The 17,865-nt window shown below is 57.1% G+C and carries 9 protein-coding genes and 10 pseudogenes; 8 read left to right on the top strand and 11 right to left on the bottom strand.

Going from position 1 to position 17,865, the window contains the following annotated elements:
- Positions 1-27 precede the first annotated feature (27 nt).
- From tnpC (BHD07_RS23850) to BHD07_RS23835, 4 genes and pseudogenes are all read left to right on the top strand, one after another.
- Positions 28-1,664, top strand: a protein-coding gene (gene tnpC, locus BHD07_RS23850; RefSeq protein WP_338283372.1) for an IS66 family transposase whose coding sequence is annotated in 2 segments (ribosomal slippage) — positions 28-352 and positions 352-1,664 — 1,638 coding nt in all. Because the reading frame shifts where the segments join, the coding sequence is not laid out codon by codon here.
- A 19-nt stretch (positions 1,665-1,683) separates the two neighbouring features.
- Positions 1,684-1,959 carry a hypothetical protein gene (locus BHD07_RS23845; protein ID WP_127711580.1) on the top strand — a complete coding sequence of 92 codons (276 nt, stop codon included), beginning with the start codon at positions 1,684-1,686 and terminating at the stop codon, positions 1,957-1,959.
- A gap of 43 nt (positions 1,960-2,002) precedes the next feature.
- A pseudogene (locus BHD07_RS23840) lies at positions 2,003-2,257 on the top strand (IS3 family transposase); the annotation flags it as partial.
- Between the two features lie 147 nt (positions 2,258-2,404).
- Positions 2,405-2,710, top strand: a pseudogene (locus BHD07_RS23835) (integrase core domain-containing protein); the annotation flags it as partial.
- Positions 2,711-2,828: 118 nt separating this feature from the next.
- Here the strand turns inward: BHD07_RS23835 and BHD07_RS23830 are convergent.
- The 3 genes and pseudogenes from BHD07_RS23830 to BHD07_RS23820 form a co-directional block, all read right to left on the bottom strand.
- Positions 2,829-4,814, bottom strand: a complete 1,986-nt coding sequence (locus BHD07_RS23830; RefSeq protein WP_338283371.1) for a hypothetical protein — start codon at positions 4,812-4,814, stop codon at positions 2,829-2,831.
- A gap of 507 nt (positions 4,815-5,321) precedes the next feature.
- Positions 5,322-6,209: pseudogene (locus BHD07_RS23825) on the bottom strand (integrase core domain-containing protein); the annotation flags it as partial.
- Positions 6,210-6,289: 80 nt separating this feature from the next.
- The gene (locus BHD07_RS23820; protein ID WP_338283370.1) at positions 6,290-7,501 is read right to left on the bottom strand and encodes a capsular polysaccharide export protein, LipB/KpsS family; all 1,212 of its coding nucleotides are present in this window, start codon (positions 7,499-7,501) and stop codon (positions 6,290-6,292) included.
- 271 nt (positions 7,502-7,772) lie between these two features.
- On the opposite strand from BHD07_RS23820, the pseudogene BHD07_RS23815 reads away from it, so the two are divergent.
- Positions 7,773-8,024 (top strand): annotated as a pseudogene (locus tag BHD07_RS23815) (recombinase family protein); the annotation flags it as partial.
- A gap of 187 nt (positions 8,025-8,211) precedes the next feature.
- Here BHD07_RS23815 and BHD07_RS23810 read toward each other — a convergent pair.
- Positions 8,212-9,157: pseudogene (locus BHD07_RS23810) on the bottom strand (IS110 family transposase); the annotation flags it as partial.
- On the opposite strand from BHD07_RS23810, the pseudogene BHD07_RS31975 reads away from it, so the two are divergent.
- Positions 9,147-9,296: pseudogene (locus BHD07_RS31975) on the top strand (AAA family ATPase); the annotation flags it as partial. The pseudogenes BHD07_RS23810 and BHD07_RS31975 overlap by 11 nt on opposite strands.
- 121 nt (positions 9,297-9,417) lie before the next feature.
- Here the strand turns inward: BHD07_RS31975 and BHD07_RS23805 are convergent.
- From BHD07_RS23805 to BHD07_RS23780, 6 genes and pseudogenes are all read right to left on the bottom strand, one after another.
- Positions 9,418-9,664: pseudogene (locus BHD07_RS23805) on the bottom strand (transposase domain-containing protein); the annotation flags it as partial.
- A 49-nt stretch (positions 9,665-9,713) separates the two neighbouring features.
- Complete coding sequence (gene tnpB / locus BHD07_RS23800) at positions 9,714-10,019, bottom strand: IS66 family insertion sequence element accessory protein TnpB (protein WP_338283369.1); 306 nt, start codon at positions 10,017-10,019, stop codon at positions 9,714-9,716.
- A gap of 50 nt (positions 10,020-10,069) precedes the next feature.
- Entirely contained in the window at positions 10,070-10,444 is a 375-nt protein-coding gene (gene tnpA, locus BHD07_RS23795; RefSeq protein ID WP_338283367.1) for an IS66-like element accessory protein TnpA, read from the bottom strand.
- A gap of 187 nt (positions 10,445-10,631) precedes the next feature.
- Positions 10,632-12,236: a calcium-binding protein gene (locus tag BHD07_RS23790; RefSeq protein ID WP_338283366.1), complete on the bottom strand. Its 1,605-nt coding sequence runs from the start codon at positions 12,234-12,236 to the stop codon at positions 10,632-10,634.
- A gap of 605 nt (positions 12,237-12,841) precedes the next feature.
- Positions 12,842-13,630, bottom strand: coding sequence for a hypothetical protein (locus BHD07_RS23785; protein ID WP_338283365.1), 789 nt, complete (start codon positions 13,628-13,630; stop codon positions 12,842-12,844).
- Positions 13,627-14,673: a GSCFA domain-containing protein gene (locus BHD07_RS23780; RefSeq protein WP_338283364.1), complete on the bottom strand. Its 1,047-nt coding sequence runs from the start codon at positions 14,671-14,673 to the stop codon at positions 13,627-13,629. The genes BHD07_RS23785 and BHD07_RS23780 overlap by 4 nt, the downstream gene beginning before the upstream one ends.
- Before the next feature lie 501 nt (positions 14,674-15,174).
- Between BHD07_RS23780 and BHD07_RS23775 the strand changes: the two are divergent.
- Positions 15,175-16,108, top strand: a pseudogene (locus BHD07_RS23775) (polysaccharide biosynthesis/export family protein).
- A 184-nt stretch (positions 16,109-16,292) separates the two neighbouring features.
- A pseudogene (locus BHD07_RS23770) lies at positions 16,293-16,854 on the top strand (IS481 family transposase); the annotation flags it as partial.
- Here BHD07_RS23770 and tnpC (BHD07_RS23765) read toward each other — a convergent pair.
- Positions 16,830-17,758 (bottom strand): annotated as a pseudogene (gene tnpC / locus BHD07_RS23765) (IS66 family transposase); the annotation flags it as partial. The pseudogenes BHD07_RS23770 and tnpC (BHD07_RS23765) overlap by 25 nt on opposite strands.
- Between the last annotated feature and the right edge of the window lie 107 nt (positions 17,759-17,865).

Genomic DNA, 17,865 nt, shown 5'->3' with positions numbered 1-17,865 from the left:
CGGGAGCGAATATGATTCCATCCCGCCATGACCGATGCGGCCGATCTGCTTCCCGACGACCTCGCCAGTGCGCACGCGATGATCCTCGCCGAGCGTGCAGCCCGCCGCGAAGCCGAAGCACTTGCCGCCCGCGCCCAGGCCGTGAACGCACACTCGGATGCGCTGATCGCCCGGCTGCGGCTCGAGATCGAGAAGCTGAAGCGCGACATCCACGGCAGTCGCTCGGAGCGCAAGGCCCGGCTTCTCGAACAGATGGAGTTGCAGCTCGAGGAGTTGGAGGCCGACGCCAGCGAAGACGAACTGGCGGCGGAGATGGCGGCACGTTCCTCGACGGTCAGGGCCTTCGAGCGCAGCGTCCATCGCGCAAGCCGTTTTCCGAGCATCTGCCGCGCGAGCGCGTCGTCATTGCCGCCCCGGCGAGCTGCCCGTGCTGCGGTTCTGCCAAGCTGGCGAAGCTGGGTGAAGACGTCACCGAGACGCTGGAGGTGATCCCGCGTCAGTGGAAGGTGATCCAGACCGTGCGGGAGAAGTACTCCTGCCGCGAATGCGAGAAGATCACCCAGCCGCCGGCACCCTTCCATGTGACGCCGCGCGGCTTTGCCGGGCCGAACCTCTTGGCAATGATCCTGTTCGAGAAGTTCGGTCAGCATCAGCCGCTGAACCGACAAAGCGAGCGTTATGCCCGCGAGGGTATCGATCTCAGCCTGTCGACGCTTGCCGACCAGGTCGGGGCCTGCGCCGCGGCGCTCAAGCCGCTGCATGCGCTGATCGAGGCGCATGTGCTGGCCGCCGAGCGGCTGCATGGCGACGACACTACCGTGCCGATCCTGGCGAAGGGCAAGACCGATACGGGTCGCATCTGGACCTACGTCAGGGATGACCGGCCGTTCGGCGGACAGTCCCCGCCGGCGGCACTCTATTATGCCTCGCGCGACCGGCGGCAGGAGCATCCCGAACGCCATCTGAAGAACTTCACCGGCTTTCTGCAGGCGGACGCCTATGGCGGCTACAATCCGCTGTTCAAGGTGGATCGCGATCCCGTTCCGCTGACGCAGGCGCTGTGTTGGGCACATGCGCGTCGCAAATTCTTCGTGCTCGCCGACATCGCCACCAACGCCAAACGCGGCAAGAATGCTGCCGCGATCTCGCCGGTTGCGCTCGAGGCCGTCAAGCGCATCGACGCTCTCTTTGATATCGAACGTGACATCAACGGACTTGCCCCAAGCGAACGCCTGCAACGACGTCAGAAGGACAGCCGTCCGCTCGTTGATGAGCTTCAGACCTGGCTTCGATCTGAGCGAACAAAGCTGTCGCGCAGTTCACCGGTCACTGAGCCGATCGATTACATGCTGAAGCGCTGGGACGGGTTCACGGCATTCCTTGGTGACGGCCGGGTCTGCCTGACGAATAATGCCGCCGAACGGGCGCTGCGTGGCTTCGCTCTCGGCAGGAAGTCGTGGCTCTTCGCCGGCTCCGATCGTGGTGCTGACCGCGCCGCCCTCATGGCAACGCTGATCACGAGCGCTAAGCTCAATGACGTCGATCCACAGGCATGGCTTGCCGATGTTCTCGCCCGCATTGCGGACATGCCGGTCGCACGGCTCGAAGAGTTGTTGCCGTGGAACTGGTCTTCTTTGAAAGTGGCTACCGAAAAGGCTGCCTGACCGAAGAATTGGACCGACGATGGGATACCGCAACACCTCTCTCTACACCCTCAAATACGTGGCCGAAATGCTCGAGGAGGACGAGGACTTTCTCCACGATTGCTCCATCGGAATGTTCTCCGAGGACGGACGCCTCAGCGCCTACGACAGCTTCCCAGCCTCAGAATTGAGCGAGCCTATCGTTGTCTTCACGGAGGACGGCATCGATAATCTTCAGCACATCATCAACGTGCGCAGAGAAATGGGTGACGCGCCACCCAAGCCTGTCACAAAAACCGAAGGTTCGAAGCAGTAACCCCCGCGGTCCTCACCGGACGGATACGTCAGAGGGCGAACGGCGGAAGAAGCTTCGCGACCTCGCCAACGAGCGACGGCGTTTCGGTTACCGGCGGCTGTTCGTCCTGCTCAGGCGGGTGGGAGAGCCGTCCGGCGTCAACCGCATCTATCGGCTGTATCGCGAGGAAGGGCTTTCGGTTCGCAAGCGGAAAGCCAGGCGGCGTGCTGTCGGCACGCGTGCGCCGATACTGGTCGAAGCGAAGGCCAATTCCCGCTGGTCGCTGGATTTCGTCCATGATCAGTTCGCCTGCGGAAGAAGATTTCGGTAAGACCGTATGTCCTTCTTCGGGAGTGAGGCGGCTCGTCCTCCTGTTATGAGGATCGGCCCGGCCTGTCCGAGCAACCCTCGGAAGAACAGTCTAGGGCGAGCCGCCTCACTCCCGAAGAAGGACATACGGCCTTACAGATTTCGCGTGCTCAACATCGTCGATGACGTGACGCGCTAATGCCCGGCAGCGATCCCCGACACCTCGATCTCCGGCCGTCGTGTTGCTCGCGAATTGACGGCGCTCCCCGAGCGGCGCGGCAAGCCCGGCATGATTGTCTCCGACGATGGCGCGGAATTCACGTCGAACGCAATCCTCGCGTGGTCAAAGGAGCACAAGGTCGAGTGGCGCTACATCGCACCGGGAAAGCCGATGCAGAACGGTTATATCGAGTCCTTCAACGGGCGGATGCGCGACGAAAGCCTGTTCTTCGGTCTCGATCATACAATTGCACTAGATTCGCTTTATCCTCCTAAGTTGCCATTGCGATTTTTGTCGGCCGATTGACCGTGTTCACACTTCACGTTGGACGCTCAGAAATCACTGACGCTGATGCCCCACCTTAAGTTGGCGGCTTCCATACCCACGCCGTTACCTTATGAGCGGCCAGATCGATAGCCCTACCGGTTGGATTGAAATAGATAACTGTGACGGTGTTGTTGGAACTCACATAAGCCGATATGACCAGGCCATTCTGGTTCGAGCTGACGAAAGCCTCCGCCCTATCCCCAAGCCGAGCGCCGGTGACCGTTACCGTGGTGCTTATCGATAGTCCAGCCTCCGTACGTGTTGAGCTGCAGGTCGCGGTTCCGGCTAGCTTGCCATCTCTTGAAATCGCAGCATTGTAATTTGAAACGCCGGCGAAATCAGGAGAGCTATTTATGTGGATTGCGTCAACATCCACGTTAGAGGAGCCCACGCAGAAATCGTAATTGCCTGCGCCAAGCGGTGTCTGGCGAACTATGTTATCGAGGATTAATGCCTTTCTGCCGAGTGTTACACTCGCTAGTTGAAATGTATGAACCGTTTGCCCGACTTCAGGAGCTACAATCATATCTTGGCCTCTTACGACCACCGTTCCATTCAGATAGATCAGCGCAGCAACACCGTCTCCAAAGTAGCCTGAGAGTCGAAGTCGGGCATTTTTTGCATATATACCATACCGGGCTTTACCGTCCGTAGGTTGCCGGTCGACGATGGCCGCCCCTTCGATTGCAACAGAAATGGGGTTGGTGGAGTCTTTGCCCAGAACTCGGATTCCCACCCTGTCCGGGTGACTAGGATCGAATGATTTTATCCAGCAGTTTCGAACGAAGTTGTTCGCAAGCGTGATATCGTTGGTCTTCAGCCAGCTTCCTCTAGTGGCCTCACCGACGACGTCGCCTTCAAACGAAATGCAAATATTCACTTTCTCAAACGTGTTGCTCTCGAACAGAGCATTGGACGACGATGCGCGAATACCCACCGCCGAAATGTCCTGGAAGGAGCAATTGCGAACCACGACTTGGTTGAATCTATAAGAAGATGCTTCGTTGAAATCGATTGCGTTGCTGTCGCTGACGTTCTCGAACTCGCAGGTTTCTATAAGCCCTCCGGCGGACTCCCAATTGAGTGCTGACTTAGCGAGATAATAAAACCGGCTATTCCTAATCGCACTCGTTGGATGGCAGTTGAGAACGTTCAGAGCGGAGCCGGACCACCGGGACGACGGGTTGCTATCGCGGGCCTTGGTAGCGAAGAGCTTATCGATGCGAACTCTCGTCCTTTCGTCATCCGACTGAACTTGGATCATTTCGCCAGGACAAGAACGGATCTCCACGTCGTTGATCCACAACTCATCCGCATTGTAGACAAGGATTTCCATGTTTCTGGCATCGAGCAAGAGTCTTGGATAGCTAGTGCCACTGCCCGCAGTATAAATTCGGTTCGATCCTCTAGTGACGGTCACACTCTCAATTTCAATGACGCAACGACCAGGCGATGCCCCGCCTCGGAAGTCGATCATTGGCACGCCGCCAATCATTTGGAATCCCGGATCAGACTGACCGTTTAGCGTCATATTTTTAAGTTTCACGGAAGGAGCTTCCGCCGCCACGGAATGGAAGATGTTCCTGGTCCAGTAGATAGGAGTTCCATTGCTGGAGTGTCTGCCCCAAGGTCCGAAGTCTCCCAACACCGTAGCGCCGCCAAGATCAATCACTATGTTAGTTGCGATATTAAGCCCTACAATTTTAAATTGCCTTGTGGCGTCCTTGCAGACGATGCGATTCAGCCCAAGGAAATGTGAGAGGGAGATAGCAGCGGCAAACGCTGGTGTCGCATCGGAGCCATCGCCCACAGCTCCAAACCAGGAGACGTCCAGTTCGTCACATATTCGCACCAAAGCGCATTCTGAGGCAGCAGCAGAATCGACTTTAATGAATACCCCTTCGAGAGGGTCGGCGGCGATGTGTGAGGAGTAGTTGCCGGAACGCAACTTGAATATCCCTTCCCGACCCGGTTCGGTAAGAACAATCGTTGCGTCTTTCACAGGAGCAATGGCCTTCATTGCATTTCTGGTAGGGACGTGAAGCGTATTGCCCAGAGCTGTCCGTTCGAGAGATGAAGCTTGGCTCGTGAGCTTGGACCCTATGGGTATTGCGGCTACAGCGCCTATCCCTTGGAGAAAATGTCGGCGTATATGATCGGTCATTGGTAGCCCATCGCGCTCATGCGTGACTAGCTTAGAGAAAGAGACCTCTGAATGGGAAGAGTTTGTTTTCCCGTTCGTCTAACCGCGAGCCGCAGCATGGTCTGCAGGAAGTCCCACCTCTGTCGAGTTGTACCTCGAAGCTAGTTCAAAGAGAGCCGCAACTCAGTGGGATCCCGGGCCAAAAACCCGCCAGATTACGGGTCTCTGCTTAGAAGGAAAAGGGCCCCTTCTCTCGTGACGAAGGAAGGGGCCCCGCGTCTGAGCGTTCGAATTCACAGACATCGCGATTTTTAGCTGCTCGCATAAGCCAGAGCAAGCTCCAGGTAAGTGTTTAGTCCTGCATTTGATGGATTGTTCAAGCCTGAAGCGTTTGGGCTCGTTTGTCCAGCGTTTGCAGATGTATTTGAAGGGGTGAGCCCCTTGAGCGTCTTTAGTCTGCGGCCGAAATTGTAGGCTGTTATGAAGTCCTGGAGGTGGTGGCGGAGTTGATCGTGATGGTCGTAGTGGAACGGCTCGAGGGTGGCCTCTTGATCGCGCGGTTCATCCGCTCGACCTGCCCGTTCGTCCAGGGATGCTTCACTTTCGTGAGCCGGTGCTCGATGCCGTTGTCATGGCAGACGCGGCCGAAGATGTGCTCGAAGCCATGCCCGGTCCTACTCGCGGTTGGTGAACTGGATGCCGTCGTCGGTGCGGCAGCCACGAGGTCGCGTAGGAACTGGGCGGCGGCTATCTTGGCGGCCTTCTCATGCAGTTCCGCATATGCGGACTTTGAGGTCCGGTCGATGGCCACGAAGAGGTAGAGCTTACCTTCGGCCGTGCGCACTTCGACGATGTCGATGTGGAAATAGCCGATCGGGTAGCGCTTGAATTTCGGAATTTTCTTCTTGCCTGGCTTGTCGCCCTCGACCTCGGGCAGGCGGAAAATGCCGTGATGTTGCAGCAGCAATGCAGCGAGGAGCGCGTCAGGTGCGGGATTGTCGGCTGGAGGGCGTAGAGGCAATCATCCAGCAGCAGCAGCTGCGTGTGCTTGCGAAAAGCAACGATGATTGCCTCTTCCTCGAGCGAGAACATCGTAGATCTCGGTTCCCGCGGGCCGGTCGCAAATTGGCAACCGACGTCCGCTTCTTCCATTGGAGACGGTCTTCTGGTTGATGCCGTAGCGCTTTGCCGATCCCTCAGGCTCCCTTGACTATTCTGTTTTTCTCGACGCGTCGCCTCTGTCGTTGTGGCGCTGCCCTGAACAAGCTGCCCCTAGTGCATCCTTCCATCCCGGGAAAACAATGCACCATCAAACCTGCGATCAATCACCTGGGTTTGTCAACGGGTGCTTGTCAGGATTTTACGATGCGCAGAATCTCCGGAGCCAAGGCTTCGGCCAACAAGCGAAGCGTATCGTTGGATCGCTGCTCGATTTTCGATGGAGCTTTCTGCGCTGGCTGGTGTGTTCGCATCCATGCAAGCAGCTCTATCGCGTCCTCGATCTCGATGAACTTCTTAGTTATGGGATCGAAATATCGGGGGTAGAGGATATAGGCGGCGGCGAATAACTGTGTGACTGTAAGCTTGCGGCCTCGCCTTTTGTTTGGCTGGCGGTCATCCGTCAAGCCCCAGCCGGAATAGAACGGGCACCCCAATGTCGTGACTTTGATCCCGCGCATTAATGCTTCGAAACCTGCCAGAGAAGTTATGGTATAAACGTGATCAATCGTCTGCATAGCATCTGCTAGCGTCACGTCTTGGTCGATGACGAGCGCAGCGCCGCGGACGAGATCAGGGTCGGACACGGCCTCAGCTGTTCCTTGCAGCACTTCTGGGTGCGGCTTGTAGATGACCTGCGCATCTGGGTTTTCGCGCTTCGCTAACCAGACAAGGTCATTGTTCGAGTAGCGCTTGGAACAACCATAAGCTATGGACGCGTCTCGCTCCACTTGACCGATCACCAAAACGCGCTTGCGGTCTTTCGGGCCGTAGACCGCTTCGATGTCAACGAAGTCTGACGAATTATACTTGCTCAGCTTGGTTGCTTGCAGCTTGCCCATGACCGATCGAGCGCGGTCAGCCAATGTCACATCAGTCTCGAAGTCGTAACTTTTGAGGATGGTCTCCAGGTCGCTGGCCGCGTTTGAGTTGAAATACATGTCCTGCTTGTCGAATACCAATGACAGCGGCGCCGTGTGGAGTGCTCCAAGCGAGATCGAGCGAATGAACCCGTCTTCGACATAGTGAAAAGGGACGCCGTATCTTTGGCAAAAGACCTTCAATTGTGGTGGACCTTTGTACTGCCAAGCTAGCACCTCTGCGCGCGGGTCAGACAAAATCCGCCACTTCCAATTGATCTCGAATTCGACGGGCCAGAGGTTCATCGGGGCGAAGATCACCTTACGTTCTGGAAACCAGTCATGGACGAATGTCTTCCAATCGTTAAACCCAAATAAGTACAACGGGGGCTTGCCGCGCTTCGGCAGGTACCGCGATGCGATACCGCCGACAACTCGGAATGGTGTCTTCGCCGCTTCAACCGCGATCGTGGATGCCTGGACCATGCGCGCCTCCGTGTTCGGTCGGACGTCTAGCAGGGATCGCCCTCCTAAAACAACTCCCCCACACACCGTGAACTGCGATGAGCCGCAGAGCATGCGCCCTGGGCTGCGGAATTTCAGGTGCCGTGCGCCGTAACTCAGGTATTAATAATCGATGAAGCGCTCCTATAGCTGACGCCTCATACCGAGCGGTGGGCCTGAATGGATTCAACGGGAAGGTTGAGACGAGCGGTTCTGGCGTCGCCGAGATTGCCCGCCGGCACGATACTCTCCCGCAGCGGTTGCGCGCGAGTTGTTGCGCGCGGTAGAACCGTTAGCAATCGAGGCGATCTTTGAAGCAGAGCGGATGCACCGGGAGCGGCAGGAAGATCAGCGCCATATTCACGATTTGGAACTGCGGCAGGCGCGCTACGAGGCTAGCCTTGCCGAGCGGCGCTTCTCTAATCGGCGGGTCGAGGTCAAGCGCTTTTCGAGCTTGGTGCGGCGTTCGACGTTTCTTCGCGGCCCGTGCATCTCTCCGGGATCGGCAATCAGCCCTCCCACCATGGGGTTCAGTAGATGAAGTGGTCCAATCTATGCTGCAACCTGATGACGTGTCATCATCGGTATAGCGCCGCGCACGAACTCACATCACCATCGTCCGCGAAGGACGTCTTCCGCCGCGAGGCGGAACTTTGAATATGCTTTCCCTGATTTCGTGAGACCCAACTTTCTTACACGGGCATGGGGCCGGCCGCTTCCCGCGTCCACCGGAATTCTGTGCCGTCTACCCACATTCGATGCATCACCACCGCAAGTCTGAGCGCCGATGCAACGTTGGCTTTCTTTCTGCCATGCCGCCTGGCAATGTTCATTGCCCATGCTTTTAGCCAGCACCATTTCACCAAACGTGTCAGCATCGTCTGCGCCGCCTCATATAAAAGCGATCGCATCATCGCGTCTCCGCATAGGGAGATATGGCCGATCCTTTTTGCTTTCGCCGGACTGGTTGAGCACCGGCGTGAGGCCTAGAGCGGCTCCCACCGACCGCGAATTGTGGAACCGGCTGGGAATGTCGATCGTCGCGACATAGGCTAACGAGACAACTGGCCCAACCCCGGGCACTGTCATCAGGCGCTTGCAAACTTGATCACGCTTCGCCTCCTGGACAACCTTCTTGTCCAGTTTGGCGAATTCCTCGCGCAGTTTGCGCCGTCCAGCGAGCAAAGGCTCCATGATCTCCAGCAGATCGGCGTCCGCCTCAACGAGCTCGCGTACCTTCTCCTCGAACGTCCCTGCGGACACCACGCCGACCTTAAGCCCGAAGTTGCGCAGGAGCCCACGCTTATCGTTCTCGAGCGCGATCGCCTTTTCCTGCAGCAGCGAGCGAGCCGTCAGCAGGGCACGACGCTTCTGGCTTGTGAGCGTCTTCACGTGCACATTCTTGAAAAGACCGACCCGCATCATGTGCGCAATGCCCCGAGCGTCGTTGCGGTCACTTTTGTTCGTTTGCGAAGCTTTTAGGATGCCCTTCGTATGACGCGTCTCGATGCAGAACACGGGGAGGCCGGCCTTCGCCAGTCCGTCGAAAAGCCATTGGGACATTGGTCCCGCCTCCAGGCCAATACGCTCCAAGCTGAGTGCGGGATTGCTCAGGATAGTGACTAAATCTTCCGGGTTGCGCCAGCATGCCGAATTGATGCCGGAACACGTCCGTTCAAAAGCATTGATAGCACCACCGTCCTTCGCCCCGCCGTCACGCCCACGCGGCAGGCCGCCGAAAAATACCCAATTCTCCACGTCGTCCGGGGCGGCGTAATTGGGGAATTTTACTTCGGCACTTTTGGGGAAATTTCATCCGGCATTGACATTTTCGAGTGTGCTTGCCACAGGCGCGGCAGGCACTGCCTCATCGACCTCATCGAGCGGCTTGGTGCTGCTTTCCGATGCGGCGATTAAACGATCCTCCAGCGCCAGTTCCAGCTGCTGGATTTCCCGTTCGATCTTCTCCGAGGACTTGCCGAAGACCTGTTTCTTCAGCTTGGCAATGCGCAGCCGCAAGGTCTGGATCACCTGGTCATGCGCCTGCAACGTCGCCGACATTTTCGCATTTTCCGCCTGCAAGGCGGCGATCATCGCCTTCAGGAAGGTCGGATCGTCGGGAAGATTTTGGCCCGCGTTCGACATGATCCTGACTGCCATAGGTCAGGACGAGTATCTATAAAAACAACCAGATTCAGCGAGATAAATCAACTGACACGCGCCGGCGGAGCGCCCCAGTTGGGCCGTCGCCAATCAATCCTTCCCAAAGCATGGCCAGTTGCGCAGAAGTCAGCCGGGCCGTTCCATCGGCTGCTGAAGGCCATGGAAAACGCCCCCTCTGCAAAATTTTATAGTACAGGCAGAACCTCTGGCCATCATAATAGAGGAGTTTCAAACGATCGCCCCGTCGTCCTCGAAACGCGAAGACTGCACCTCCCGTCGGCTTCTGGCGCAGCACATCCTGCGCAAGCGCAGCCAAACCATCCACCCCTTTGCGCATGTCCGTGGCTCCGCAAGCGAGATACACTCGAACACCGGTTCCGGGTCCAATCATGCTGCTTCAACCGCCCGGATGGGCCGAGTCAGAACGGCGGCATCGACGCCACTGTCGAAGCGAAGACTGCGCCCATCGTTCAACCGCAACTCGATCATTGCAGCCACGCGCGCAACCTCCTCACGCACAAGCGGGGCGCCGTGAATGGCGGACGTGTCTACGGGAAGGAAGACCGTATCGGCCGTGGACGGCAGCAAACTCTTCTTCTTCAGCTCATGCCGCCAGGCGTAAATCTGCTGCCGGCTCACATCGTGCGGATGGGCAACCTCAGTGACCGTCGCACCGTCGAGCCCAATCGACATGACAATGTCGAGCTTCTGCGCGTCACCCCAACGCCGCCGCCGTTCCTGACCAAGAATTTCGACACGCATCCCATACCTCGCCTAAGACACGTCGCTAAGTCGCTAATGACGTGTCTTAGGCCATCAAGGTGCTATCCGGCAGGCGGTGCCAATCGGGTGGTTACAACCAACCCCACCACCGGACGCTTACCCCCAAACGCTATATTGCCCCCTCCTGAGTGGAAAGGGCGCTTTTGCAGGGCCGAGACAACCCGAGTTATACGACGAAGAAATCCGCAGAAGTGAGGGCTAGGTTTGCGCTTAGCGTCGCAAAATGCACCGAACCACCGGCGGCATTGCCGTTGCTGTCATAGAACAATTTTCCTGTGTCGCTCTGGTAAATTATGCGGTCGTCGAGGTCCTCTGCGAAACCCGTCGTGTTGCTGGTGAATTGCGCCGTCGACAGAACTCCTGTGGCCAAAATTGCGGTGAAAACCCCATTCTCGAGCCTAATCGTGTCATCGGTCACGCTGAAGTCGCTAACGGCGTCGACGTTTAAGGCTGCATCGAGCGCAGTGTTGAAAAAGAATGTGTCTAGCCCGGCAGAACCGATTAGAGTGTCATTGCCGAGGCCGCCATCGATGAAGTCGTTGCCATCGGCGCCGTCAATTGTGTTCGCCGCGTTATTTCCTGTCAGCTTATTATTAAGGGCATTTCCAGTGCCATTTATTGCGTCGTTGCCTATCAGTGCAAGCCGCTCGACGGCTCCTACCACGGCGCTGCTATTGGTAAGGCTGAAGGAAATATACGATCGGACTGTATCCAGACCGGCGCCACTGTCTGATTTCTCATCAACGATGTCGCCGCTATTATCAACGTAGTATAAGTCATCTCCAAGACCGCCGCGCATATTGTCAGCACCGCGCCCCCCGTTGAGAGTGTCAGCGCCGGCAAATGCTCGGAGCAAGTTGGCGCCTGAACTTCCTACAAGCATGTCCTTGAAATTCGTGGCGCGGACATTCTCGATGTTGGACAAAGTATCTTGAGACCCAAAGCTGTCCGTCGCAACTCTCATGGTGAGATTGATGCTGATGCCCTTGGTGGCGCCCTGCTGAAAGTCCCGGTCGTACCGAATGGTGTCTATGCCCCCGCCCCCATCGATCGTGTCGCGCCCCCCAAAGCCGATAAAAGATTCATCGATCGAGGATCCGATCATCGTATCCGAAAATTGGCTGCCTCGATATTCTTCGAAATTTTGGAAGGTTTCGGAGAAACCGAACTGGTCTATAACCGCGCCAGTTTCGGCGTTCAGGTTGATGCCCCTTGTCGCCGATGGAGCATCGTAAGCGTCCTGGAAGTTGAGAACATCAAATCCAGCTCCGCCGTCGTAGGTGTCGTCGCCTTCGCCTCCGGTGATTAAGTCGTTGCCACCATTGCCACTCAGAATATCATTGCCAAGGCGGCCTGAAATCTCATCGTCTCCGGCCGACCCATTGATGGTATCAGTGCCACTCAGAAGCCAGTTCTCAAGGTCGAACCGGTCGAATGCCGCTGCAGCGTCTGCAAAAGCTTCGAGCGACAAAGTGAGTCCGTTGATCGACTGAATCAGAGTTGTTCCGTTATTCAGGAGGACCTCGATGGAGGTAATTGTCCCGCCTATAGCATCCCCGGTCGAACTGAAGCTGATCCCAGTGCCGACCAGCTTTATTTTTAGACCGTTATCGAGCCTATAAAGCACCTCCGAGCTGCTGGTGGTCGAGCGGCTAGCTGCGCTCATATCGACGAGCTCGGCAAAGGAAGGGTTCACAGCAATGCCTGCGAGTGGAGGATTATATTGATTAGGATAGATTCCGCCTGGGAAATGATAAGTAATGGTTGCCATGTTTTCCTCCGCGAGCCGGGTGTCCCGGCTAATATAATTAGTAATATAAGTAAAATATTGGCATTCGTTTCACGCACTTAATAGTTGTTTTAATAACAGAAATCTTTGTCTTTGTCACATAGTCCAATCGGGTGAGGGCCTATAAGCAAAGGACCGCACACACTGGACCGCTCGGTGCGTCGTTTCGTGACGGTTTGCAACTCCCCCGATCACCGGGGTCAATGAGCATTGAGCAGGGGTCCACCGCGGAGCTCCGCTTGGACAAAGCGAATTGCCTGAAGTCATTCAAGATGCCGGGTCCAGGTTCACACGATTCAGCCAATCCTAAGATCATCAACGTAGCGTTGGTTGGCTGGTTGGCTGGTTGGCGCAGAAGGCCTAATCGAAGCAATTTGGGGATCGCGTCGTTGTACGGATCAGCGACCATAAGGTAAGAGCTACGGCAGCTTTATCGTCGTTGTGCAAGTGAATGCTTTCCTTGATGGGTGCCATCAGCGCAGCCGTCGTAGACGGCAAGTGCACCCAACCGCACCGCGGGAGTGGACGGAAACTTTACGATCGGGCTGACCAACCGCGACCTGTTCGTTGAGAGCAGAACTGGCGCCTCACGTCGTTTGCGCATCCGTCAGCTTTAACGCCAAAACGCCCGCACGGCTGAATATCGCCGAGAGAAAATCGGCACCATAAGCAGCGTTCATGTGGTATAGGTCGCCTTCGTTGGTGGGTCTCGTCCACCTTGCTTTCAGGAGCCGCGCGTCCTTGGTGTAGTGCGGCTTCGTGAAATAGTCGCCTTCCCTCGTCATCGCGATTTGAGGGATGTAATGGACAGAGGCCAGCCGTGAAATAGCCTGGTCAAGGTAGGCACGGCAATCCTCGAGGACTTCACCGTTCCCCCAGTGGGATGCATCTGGGCTGCTCAGGATCTCGACGCTGGGAAGTGGATTTGGCACCATGAATACCGGCGCACGGTCAACTATTTTTCTAACGAGGTCCAAGGCTCTAACGGCCGGAGAACCCTCGATGAGGGCGGCTCTGGAGGCAGCCAAGAGTTCCTCGGAGATCAAATGCACCCCGCTCCCGCGAGAATAGAGACGAGGAGGTCTGTGCATGCAATATAGGCTCATTAGTGGAACGAGACCGAACCCCATGCCGACGAGGAGGTACATATCATAGTCAGGCGAGATGTAATCCCGACCAGCATAGGCGACGAACATCTCCCTGACGGGCTCCTTGGTCGGGAAAATGCAGCCTTCTCGAACTTCAAGATGTTTCATGGCGGTAGCCGCGCCAGAGAAAAAGTCGATAGTCACATTTGGGTAGGAAGCCTTTATCTCGTCCCAGCCTAGTTTGAAGGCAGCGTTATGAGAATTTCCTAGGCAAGCAATTCTAATCATCGGGGAGCGAACGCCTCTAGAAGTGCATCTTCACACACAACGTCTTCCACGGTTTTCGTAGCTGTGGCCGTGCCTGTCGTCGTTTTCTGTTCAGTTCCTTCGTGAGCAGCGAAGAATGACCTCATCACCGCCTCAACGCCCGTGCGCTTCACAGACCGCTTGTTTTCCTCGAAGAAACCAGTCCCTAGGAAGGGCGTGCTTAGGAGCTCGAAAGAGGGGAAGTAATCGATATCGTCGAAGCTCTCGGATAATTCCCCGGCCACGGCGCGAAGTACCGATTTGGAGCGGACCGTGGAAACCAGCACATGCTGCGGGACGGCTGTGGCGACAAGGGGTACAGGAGAAACGGTTAGCAAGAAGCGCATGCCGGGATTAACGCTCTTCGCCAATTCACGGAACGCAAGCATATCGCTCACGATCTCGCTGAAACGCAGATTCCTGAACTCGTTCTGATCCGGATCGTAAGTGCCGGAGGTGCGGGAGGGAGCGATCTGGTAGACGATATCGGCATGCTTATGGAACCATGCTTCCGTCAGCCCCAGTGTGAAGATGAATAGGTCACATTGGGAGAGGAGCGATCGGAAGCGGCTCAGGTGGTCGTACCTCTGCTCAACAACTTCTTCCGCCGAAGGAAGGCCCTTTGGCTCGACTGTCGGCCGGAAGGCATCGAAGTAGCGGCCCTTTTTCTCCAGCACGTAAAGACGCGGTGAGATTTCGAGGAGGCCCAAGGCCTCCTGCGTGAGTTGGAGAAGATGTCGGGCGGTGTAGATGTTGCCATGCCGAGCCGAATAAAGCCCGTACCCGTACTCATTGGCGAGCTTGTCGGGGATACCCGGTGGCCTCGGCTCGACGTCAAGAACGTTATACTTCCTCGCTCGCATCGCCTTGGCGATCTCTTGTGCGAAGCAACTCCCTGCGGTGGCAATGCGAAGGCGGTCTATGGGCCACTTCGGGCTGTAAATCTCTTGGATAGTGTCTGAGGCGAATGGCTGAACGCCGGTTTTCCAAAACTGCCGCGCTGACAGCCCTTCGTATGGCAACATTCTCGCCCCCAGTGGCTCTTGGATAGTCGGCACATAACACTACGCAGAAGCGAAATTCAATGAAGAAACGCCCGCATCAATACCGTGGCCTGCGCGCCTTCAGCATCTTTTCGATGGACTCGATAGGCTCTTGGACGTAGATGGCCATTTTTTCTGAATTCGCAGCAAAAATGATCTGCGTCCCTGTCGGGTGTTCATTCAAATGGAGAACGGAGTTAAGATTCACGAGCGTTCGCGTCTGTTTGGTAGTCGTAAGTGAGATCCACATTGAAATTAAACTCCATGCTTTGCTTGGTAGCTCGCTCCTATGTCACCACTCGCCTGATGATTGCAATAAAAATCCCGCCCAGCGTAGGAGTGGCACATCCGGACAAAATGTCGCAGGGGTGGGGCGGCCGGGGCCATGCATCCTATCCTAATGTGAGCACTTCCGTGCGACGGTCACGGGGAAGTTGAATGCTTCTTCGCACCAAGCTGCGTTGTCGAAACTGGAGTGTCGTAGTGAAACGAGTGACTGGCCTTCTGCTTTGTACCGCGCTTGCGGGATGCCAGGCCGTGCCGGGCGAGGGCCCTCTGACAACCGATATCGTTTCGGATGCCGGCCAGTCCGGCTCGGAGATCGGCAGGAGGAACGCGACGGTATTTGATATTGTAGATGTCGATGGCCAGTCGGCGCGACTCGTTTCCGAATATGTTTCCACAACCCTCAGCCGCCGCTTCGGCATTGGCGGCGGCGTCGGTCAGGTGGTCATCGGCATTGGCGACCAGTTGAAGGTCACGATCTTCGAGGCGGGCAGCGACGGGCTGTTTTCCACAACTGAATCGAAGCAGACGAGCATCGATCTCGTCGTCCAGCCCGATGACAAGGCGGCAATTCCTTATGTCGGATCGGTCCGTTTTGCCGGCCTGACGCTCGAGCAGGCGCGCCAGGCGATCCTCGATGCATTGAAGCAGAAGGCCGTCGAGCCGGACGTGATCGTGACGTCGACGTCGACGTCGTCGCGCATCGTCACGATGTCCGGTGCCGTCGGCCGTCCTTCGGTCCGCGCACCTTCACCGTGCTCGGCCAGGTGCGGGCAAATCAGCGCGTCGAGTTCGGCGCCAACGATCTCAACCTGCTGGAGGCCGTTGCGCTCGCCGGCGGCGGCTCGGATCGGACGGTGGATGCCAAGGGATACTTCGTGTTCCGCTACGAGGAGCCCGATATCGTCATGAGCCTGCTCAGGCAGGAGCGTTTTCACAAGCTGCTGAGCAAGGGCATGAAGGCCGACCGCGTTGGGCGCTACCGGTCGTCTACCGGTTCGACATGACGAAACCGGACAGCCTCATCGTCGGTCAGACCTTCCCCGTCAAGAATCGCGACGTCATCTACGCCTCGTGCCACCCCTCTGTCGATATCCACATTGGAATTGATTTACCCGCTTATTTGAAATAACGGGCTCCTATCTCATTACTCGCTTAGCGATTGCAATAGCCATCTCGCGCAACGTAAGAGTGGAATGTCGGGACAAAATGCCGCAGCAGAGGCGATCTTGCTGATTGATCGCAGGTTTGATGGTGCATTGTTTTCCCGGGATGGAAGGATGCACTAGGGGCAGCTTGTTCAGGGCAGCGCCACAATGACAGAGGCGACGCGTCGAGAAAACAGAATAGTCAAGGGAGCCTGAGGGATCGGCAAAGCGCTACGGCATCAACCAGAAGACCGTCTCCAAATGGAAGAAGCGGACGTCGGTTGCCAATTTGCGACCGGCCCGCGGGAACCGAGATCTACGATGTTCTCGCTCGAGGAAGAGGCAATCATCGTTGCTTTTCGCAAGCACACGCAGCAGCTGCTGCTGGATGATTGCCTCTACGCCCTCCAGCCGACAATCCCGCACCTGACGCGCTCCTCGCTGCATTGCTGCTGCAACATCACGGCATTTTCCGCCTGCCCGAGGTCGAGGGCGACAAGCCAGGCAAGAAGAAAATTCCGAAATTCAAGCGCTACCCGATCGGCTATTTCCACATCGACATCGTCGAAGTGCGCACGGCCGAAGGTAAGCTCTACCTCTTCGTGGCCATCGACCGGACCTCAAAGTCCGCATATGCGGAACTGCATGAGAAGGCCGCCAAGATGGCCGCCGCCCAGTCCTACGCGACCTCGTGGCTGCCGTCCTCTATGCCATCCACACCGTGCTCACCGTAAGCGACAAGCCGCTGCCGCTCAGGCGGCGTAGTTCCACGGCGTCGATTTCGCTGCTCGGCCGGGCATTGGCGATGCGCTCGAGGGTCTGGGTGAGCCAGGCAAGCGGATCGACGTTATTCATCTTTGTCGTCTGCAGCAGTGTCGCGATGGTCGCCCAGCTCCTTCCACCGCCGTCGCTGCCGGCGAAGAGTGAGTTCTTTCTCGTGATCGCCTGTGGCCTGATGGCGCGCTCGACGATGTTGGAGTCGAGCTCGATGCGGCCGTCGGTCAGGACGCGCTCGAAGATCGCCCGACGCGAGATGGCGTAACGGATCGCCTCGGTCAGCTTCGATTTGCCGGAGATCCGCGGCAGGGTCTGCTGCCACAGAGCGAAGAGCTCGGCGACCACCGCCGCAGAGGCCTGCTGGCGCGCTGCCACGCGGACATCGGGATCTTGGCCGCGCACGGTTTCTTCGATCTGCTATAGCGTGGTCATCCGTTCGACAGTCGCCGTGGCGACCTTCGAGCTTTCCGCAGCATGCAGCTCGTAGAACTTCCGCCGACTGTGCGACCAGCAGCAGCCAATGTGACGCCGTCATTGCCGCCATCGGAGCGGACTAGCTTGTTGTAGGCGACATAACCATCCACCTGCAGAATGCGCGATAGCCCTTCAGATGCCGCGCGACGCGTTCGCGGCTGGGCTATCTTCGAAGCGATAGGCTACCATCGGCGGCCCACTGCCTCCGCATGGTCGATCATGCCCGGCATACGCCCAAGCCAGGCCGTCTTCGTCGATCCGGAGCCGGACGCCAGCGTCGGTAAGGTGGTTTCGTCGGCGAAGATCCGCTCGCCCTTCTTGATCTCATCAAAGCGGTAGTCGGCGAGGATCTCCAACTCGAACCCCAGCTTGCCCATCCACTGGTTTGGCCGAGTTGTTTTCAGAAGCTTGCATCAGACGGATGGTTAACGGTAAACCACTCGTGAAGCTTTCTTCCGTGGAGGTGGAACTCTGGTGTTAGGCAGAACCT

The sequence above is a fragment of the Sinorhizobium sp. KGO-5 genome (assembly GCF_036245905.1).
GTDB classification, from domain to species: domain Bacteria; phylum Pseudomonadota; class Alphaproteobacteria; order Rhizobiales; family Rhizobiaceae; genus Sinorhizobium; species Sinorhizobium meliloti_A.
The sequence above is the reverse complement of the archived record's forward strand: the minus strand, read 5'-3'. Positions and strand labels throughout refer to the sequence as shown.

Excerpts from the sequence above, each read along its gene's own strand:
- BHD07_RS23845 (WP_127711580.1), top strand. The coding sequence starts at position 1,684 with ATGGGATACCGCAACACCTCTCTCTACACCCTCAAATACGTGGCCGAA.
- tnpA (WP_338283367.1), bottom strand. The coding sequence starts at position 10,444 with ATGCGTGTCGAAATTCTTGGTCAGGAACGGCGGCGGCGTTGGGGTGAC.
- BHD07_RS23785 (WP_338283365.1), bottom strand. The coding sequence starts at position 13,630 with ATGATTAGAATTGCTTGCCTAGGAAATTCTCATAACGCTGCCTTCAAA.
- BHD07_RS23830 (WP_338283371.1), bottom strand. The coding sequence starts at position 4,814 with ATGAAGGCCATTGCTCCTGTGAAAGACGCAACGATTGTTCTTACCGAA.
- BHD07_RS23780 (WP_338283364.1), bottom strand. The coding sequence starts at position 14,673 with ATGTTGCCATACGAAGGGCTGTCAGCGCGGCAGTTTTGGAAAACCGGC.
- tnpB (WP_338283369.1), bottom strand. The coding sequence starts at position 10,019 with ATGCGCAAAGGGGTGGATGGTTTGGCTGCGCTTGCGCAGGATGTGCTG.
- BHD07_RS23790 (WP_338283366.1), bottom strand. The coding sequence starts at position 12,236 with ATGGCAACCATTACTTATCATTTCCCAGGCGGAATCTATCCTAATCAA.
- BHD07_RS23820 (WP_338283370.1), bottom strand. The coding sequence starts at position 7,501 with ATGGTCCAGGCATCCACGATCGCGGTTGAAGCGGCGAAGACACCATTC.